The 761-nt window shown below is 59.9% G+C and carries 2 protein-coding genes; one reads left to right on the forward strand and one right to left on the reverse strand.

Annotation, left to right across the window (positions count from 1 at the left end; all coding sequences use genetic code 11):
• Positions 1-438 (reverse strand): hypothetical protein (locus Phpb_RS27725; protein ID WP_338046876.1); only part of this gene is annotated, 438 nt, incomplete at its 3' end.
• On the opposite strand from Phpb_RS27725, the gene Phpb_RS27730 reads away from it, so the two are divergent.
• Positions 406-582 carry a hypothetical protein gene (locus Phpb_RS27730; protein ID WP_165603318.1) on the forward strand — a complete coding sequence of 59 codons (177 nt, stop codon included), beginning with the start codon at positions 406-408 and terminating at the stop codon, positions 580-582. The genes Phpb_RS27725 and Phpb_RS27730 overlap by 33 nt on opposite strands.
• Positions 583-761 lie beyond the last annotated feature (179 nt).

Here is a 761-nt window from a genome sequence, read left to right on the forward strand (position 1 = left end):
GGTCGATGCGCTGATGATATCCCGGCCTTTCAGCGTCACCCGGTCATCCCCCTGAATCCGGCCGCCCCGGTTGGCGAGCGTCTGTTGGGCCGTCAAATCCACTTTGCCGCCGCGAATAAAGCCGCTGTTGGTCAGATTGTTGGCCGTCAGTTGGGTGACGTCACGCCCGCTAATCGTGCCGCTGTTGGTGATATCGCCCTGACTGTTGAGCGCCACGCTATTCCCGGTCAGCAAGGCACCGTCACCGCTCAGGTCGCCCGGACGGACGCGGGCGTAAACCTGCGGCACGGTGACTACCTCAGTCGTGCCATCCGGCAAAGTCACCGTCTGGTTAGTCAGCCAGATAATGTCCGAGGTCAGCAACGCCATCTGCGCCGGACTTAAGGCGACACCCGGCGTTAACTGTTGCTGTTGGCCAAAGGCGATACCCGCATCCATCAACGCCTTAAACTGGGCTTCATCGTTGTTGTAACCGGGCAGATAGCGCCGGCCGGTCAGTTGGGTAATCTGGTCGCGTACCAGACGCTGTTCGTAGAACCCATCGCCCAGGCGTTTGTGGACCCGCGCCGGGTCGTGCGTTAATTGTTGCCGCATATAGTCCGAACCCAGCCACTGTTTGTACTGGGTAAATTTCGGGTCGGTCTCGACCAGGTAGTGGCTGTCACTGCCCGGTTGCACGGTATACAGGCTGTTATCCGGCAGGCGGGTATCGGGGGTCACCACGCGTATCACCGGATCGACAGTTTGTCCTTTGACGGTCT

The sequence above is a fragment of the Photorhabdus namnaonensis genome, assembly GCF_001684335.1.
Taxonomy (GTDB): domain Bacteria; phylum Pseudomonadota; class Gammaproteobacteria; order Enterobacterales; family Enterobacteriaceae; genus Photorhabdus; species Photorhabdus namnaonensis.